This is a genomic window from Nocardia sp. NPDC004722, assembly GCF_053601505.1.
In genome coordinates, this window is sequence record NZ_JBSGBY010000626.1 from 1 (window position 1) to 4,740 (window position 4,740).

2 protein-coding genes and 1 pseudogene are annotated in these 4,740 nt (G+C 68.4%); all 3 read left to right on the plus strand.

The window, feature by feature from the left end:
- Positions 1-375 precede the first annotated feature (375 nt).
- Positions 376-864: pseudogene (locus tag ACWELQ_RS38340) on the plus strand (type VII secretion AAA-ATPase EccA); the annotation flags it as partial.
- 14 nt (positions 865-878) lie between these two features.
- Positions 879-3,068 carry a type VII secretion protein EccE gene (gene eccE, locus ACWELQ_RS38345; RefSeq protein ID WP_452401913.1) on the plus strand — a complete coding sequence of 730 codons (2,190 nt, stop codon included), beginning with the start codon at positions 879-881 and terminating at the stop codon, positions 3,066-3,068.
- Positions 3,069-3,112: 44 nt separating this feature from the next.
- Entirely contained in the window at positions 3,113-4,690 is a 1,578-nt protein-coding gene (locus ACWELQ_RS38350; RefSeq protein WP_452401914.1) for an ATP-binding protein, read from the plus strand.
- Positions 4,691-4,740 lie beyond the last annotated feature (50 nt).

The following is a 4,740-nucleotide window of genomic DNA, read 5'->3' on the forward strand; positions in this document are numbered from 1 at the left end:
GCCGATGCTGCGCACCGCGATCGCGTCGGGGTCGATCGCGGCGGTCGCCTGGAAGGCCGCGGGGGCCGTATCGCGTTGATTCATCACAGTTCTCGCTCCACTCACTCACCACTCGAGCCTTCTCAGACGGTAAGGCGCGCGGTGTCGTGCGCGGGCAGGATTGGAATGGATTGCAGACGCGGTGCGTCGATGCCGCGGTGGTCGGCCGGGTGTGGTTACGGGTTGCGGGGGCCGAAGAGGTCCGGCCCGTGACCCGCACCGCCGCCATACCCCGGGGCATTCGGGTGGGCGGGGGAGTTCGGGTGGGTCCCGTACCCCGAGGCGCCCGGATCGGCGTCGTAACCCCGCGCACCTCGGTTGGCGTCAAAGCCCTGGCTGGCCCGCATGGAGAACGACCGTGACCGCCTGGTGGTGATCATCGCCGGATACGACGGCGAGATCGACCGCTTCCTGGCCGCCAACGACGGTCTGGCCTCCCGTTTCGCCAAGCGGCTCCAGTTCCCCTCCTACACAGCGGAAGAGCTGGGTGCGATCGGCGGAGTCGTTGCCACCAAGCGGGATTCGGAGCTCTCCGACGACGCGCTGGCCGCGCTGGTCGAGACCTGCCAGAAGCTCTACGACATGGAGAGCACCGATCAGAGCGGGCAGCCCCGCCGCGGTGTCGACCTGGCGGGCAACGGCCGTTTCATCCGCAACCTGATCGAGGCGGCCGAGGAGGAACGCGAGTTCCGTTTGGCCAATGACGATTCCATCGATTTGAGCGCCATCGACGACGCGGTGCTCATGCGGATCGAGGGTCCCGATATGCGGGCCGCGCTGAGCACCCTGCTCAGCGGGCTCAACCTGGCGTCGGCCGCCGACTGAGGGGCATCTGAACTGTGAACGACTTTCCGCGGGGAGCGGGCGGCTATCAGCCGGGCGGAAACGGTGGGAACGGGGGCTACCCCGGGGACGGGCGATTCAACCGCCCGCCGAACGGTCCGCCGCAGGGCGGGCCGGGCGGGTTCGAGCCCGGTCGCCAGGCACCGGGCGGTTATGGGCAGCGTGACCCACGCGAATTCAGCGGGGGCGATCAGGGTTTCGGGCCGAACGGTCCTGGCGGCCGTCCGCCGGGCGGGCCCGGCAATTTCGCGCCCGCACCGCCGAGCGGTCACTCCCGTGGCAACCGCGGCGAGGTCGGGCAGGGCAGCTTCGACGGATTCGGGTCGGGCGGTTCGAGCGTTGCCGCGCCGCCGCGTCCGGCGCCGCCGCAGCCCGCGCCCGAACCGCGTCGGCCGGAACCGTCCGCGCCGGAGCCACCGCGAGGACGGCAGCCATCCGCCGACCGTTCCGCGGCGAACGCCGTGGCCGCCGAACTGCGTTCCGATGATCTGTGGCTGCTGCGCAATCTGCCGCTGCGGCTGGTGATTCCGGTGGCGCTGATCGGCGTCGCGGCCTCGCTGGTCGCGGTCGCGCTGCACACGCCGTGGTGGGCGGCGCTGGTGGCCGGGCTGGTGCCCGTGCTCATCGGGCTGGCGCCGCTGGCGGGGACGCCGATCGGGCTGCGGCTGGGCCGCTGGGTGGCGTATCGCTGGAAGCAGGCGCGGCGCAGCAGTCTCGACGAGAACGCTCTGGTCGACGTCCCGATGCCGGACGGCGGCAGTTGCGGATTGCGCTGGGACGGCACGCTGTTGACCACCATGCTGCGGATCGATCCGCCGCCGGACACGCTCACCCTGCTGCGCCGGGGTTCGCTCAGCACCGATCAGCTGTTGCCGCTCAACGAGATCGCGGCCTGCCTGCGGCAGTACGATGTCGAGCTGCATTCCGTCGACGTCATCAGCACCGGCACCCGCACCGCGAGCACCGAGGCGGTGATCTCCGGCTACGCGGCCAGCATCGCCCCGCTGGGCCGCCTGTACGACGAGATCCTGGGCCCGCTGCCCGCCATCGCGCACCGCACCATGTGGCTGGTGCTGCGGCTCAATCCGCTCGACAACGCCAAGGCGGTCGACAATCGTGGCGGCGGACCCGAGGGCGCGCTGCGCTCGGCGCTGGTCGCCACCCGGCGGGTTGCGAATCGTCTTGCCGGACATGGCATTACAGCGTCGGTGCTGACCACCTCGGAGATGACCTCCGCCATCCGTGAGCTGACCCGCGGCATCCCGGTCGGCGAGTTCACCGAGAATCCGGACAACCTGGAGCACAACGGGGTTCACCTCACCAGCTACCAGATCGATCCGCAGCTGTTCAATTCCGATGGCCTGGCGAAGATCTGGGCGGTCCGCAGCCTGGGCACGACGGTGACCGTGCGCCTGCAACCGGTCCCGGAGCCGAACGCGAAGCCCGGTCAGCCCGCGAGCATCATCGAGGTGGACGCCCGCGTCCGCTACGACACCCCGTACGAGCACGGCGAACCTCCGGTCGCGGGCCTGAAGGAGCTGTCCCGCCGCCAGATGTGGGCGCTGATGGACATCCTGTCGTACGGCACCCAGGAGATTCGTCCCAGTGGCTACCGCGGCCCCGTCGACGTCCTCACCGACATCACCATGCCGACCGCGGGCTGCGGACAGCTCATCGGCGCGGACGCCACCGGCAGCGGCATCGCCGTCCCCTTGATCGGCGACGGTTCCCGCCACATCGACATCATCGCCAGTCTCCAGCTGGCCCAGCAGGTCATCCTGCGCGCCATCGCCCTGGGCGCGGGCGCGGTGGTCCACACCGCCCGGCCCGGCGCGTGGCAGGCCATGGTCGCGAATGTCGCGGCCCCGCACGCCCTTTCCCTGGCGTCCTCGGTCACCCACAGCTCGCGCGGCACCGCCATCACCGGCCGCCTGCCCAACCCCGCCGCCACCGTCATCGTCTTCGACGGCGTCCCGGCCAGCGCTCCCCCGGGCTCGGCGACCATCGTCACCGTCCACGAATCCATTCCCGCCGACTACGAGCCCGACGCGGACGTGACGATCGTCCAGCACCCGGACGCCCCGCGCACGATCACCGTGCACACCCCGGCCACCATGACGACCGCGCAAATGGTCACCACCCCGGCGGAACAGCACTACCTGAGCGGGGACCTGGCCCGGCGCTGATCAACACGCGGCAGCCTGCTACCCGGGTTGGATAGGGTGTGCGGGTGGGGTACTTCAACACGGCCGGTCCGTGTTATCCGGACCTGCACTACATGATTCCTGCCGAGGAGCGGCTGCCCGACGCTCGGATGTACATCGAGTTCGGGTTCTACTTCGTCGTCCACGCACCCCGGCAATCCGGCAAGACCACCGCGCTGCTGGGATTGGCTCACGAGTTGACCGCCGAGGGCCACTACCTGGCGCTGTCGATCTCCTGCGAGACCGCCCATGTGCTGGGCGACGATTACGCGGGAGTGGAGACCATCCTGCTGAGCGAGCTGCGCCAGAAGGCCGAAGGACAGCACTTGTCGCCGGAGCTCATGCCCCCGGACGAGTGGCCCGATACCGCACCGGGCACTCGCCTCAAAGCGGGATTAGCAGCCTGGGTGGCGAAGTGCCCGCGCCCGCTGGTTCTGTTCTTCGACGAGATCGACGCCTTGAACGGAGACGGACTGCTCAACGTCTTGCAGCAACTACGCGCCGGATTCACCCAAGACCGCAGGGAATTCGTGCACTCCGTAGTCTTGTGCGGGCTTCGCGACGTTCGGGACTACAAGGCGGCCTCCGGTGGCGACCCGAAGCGACTGGGGGCGGTGAGCCCATTCAACATCAAGATCAAATCCATCCGAGTCGGCGATTTCGACAAGGTCGAGATGCGCCAGCTGTTCCGCCAGCACACCGCCGAGACCGGGCAAGAGTTCGACGACAAAGCCATCGATCTCGCGTTCTACTACACCCAAGGTCAGCCCTGGCTGGTGAACGCACTGGGCTGGGAGATTATGGGCGAGATGCGGGTGTCCGGGACCATCACCCTCGATCACATCGAGTCCGCGAAGGAACGGCTGATCCTGGCGCGAGCCACGCACCTCGATTCCCTGATCGATAAACTGAACGACCCTCGGGTGCAGCGAGTGCTCGAGCCGATCATCGCCGGAGAAGTGGTCAAACCGGTCGCCGAATTCGACGACGACACCGTGCACACCCGAAACCTCGGCTTGATCGCGCAAGGCAAACAGCTGCGCATCGCCAACCCGATCTATCAGGAAGTCATCGTACGAGTCCTCGGCGACAGCACCGAGGCCCAGGTGACCGCGCACCCGTCCAGCTTCCGATTGGCCGACGGGCGCATCGACTTCCCGCACTTGCTCCGGGAATTCACCGCGTTCTGGATACAGCATGGTGACGTTCTTGCCGCCCGCGCCAACTACCACGAGACCGCGGCGCAGCTTGTGCTGATGGCTTACCTGCATCGAATCATCAACGGCGCCGGGTACATCGACCGCGAGGTGGGTGTCGGCCGCGGCCGCATCGACCTACTGGTGCGCCAGCCGCACCAGGACTCCGAGGGGCACCGTATGGAACAACGAGAGGCCCTGGAACTGAAGGTTTGGGCCGTGGGCCGACCCGACCCATTGACCGACGGCCTCACTCAACTCGACGGATACCTCGATCGTCTCGGACTGCCGACCGGCGTACTGGTGGTGTTCGACCGCCGCCCGAACGCGGCCCCGATCGCCGAACGCACCGCCTTCGACGAGGCCCGCACTCCTTCCGGCCGCACGGTTACCGTGCTTCGCGCGTAACCCTTCCGCTCACGCGAACCGTTTTCCTTTGGTCATCAGCGCCACCCGCC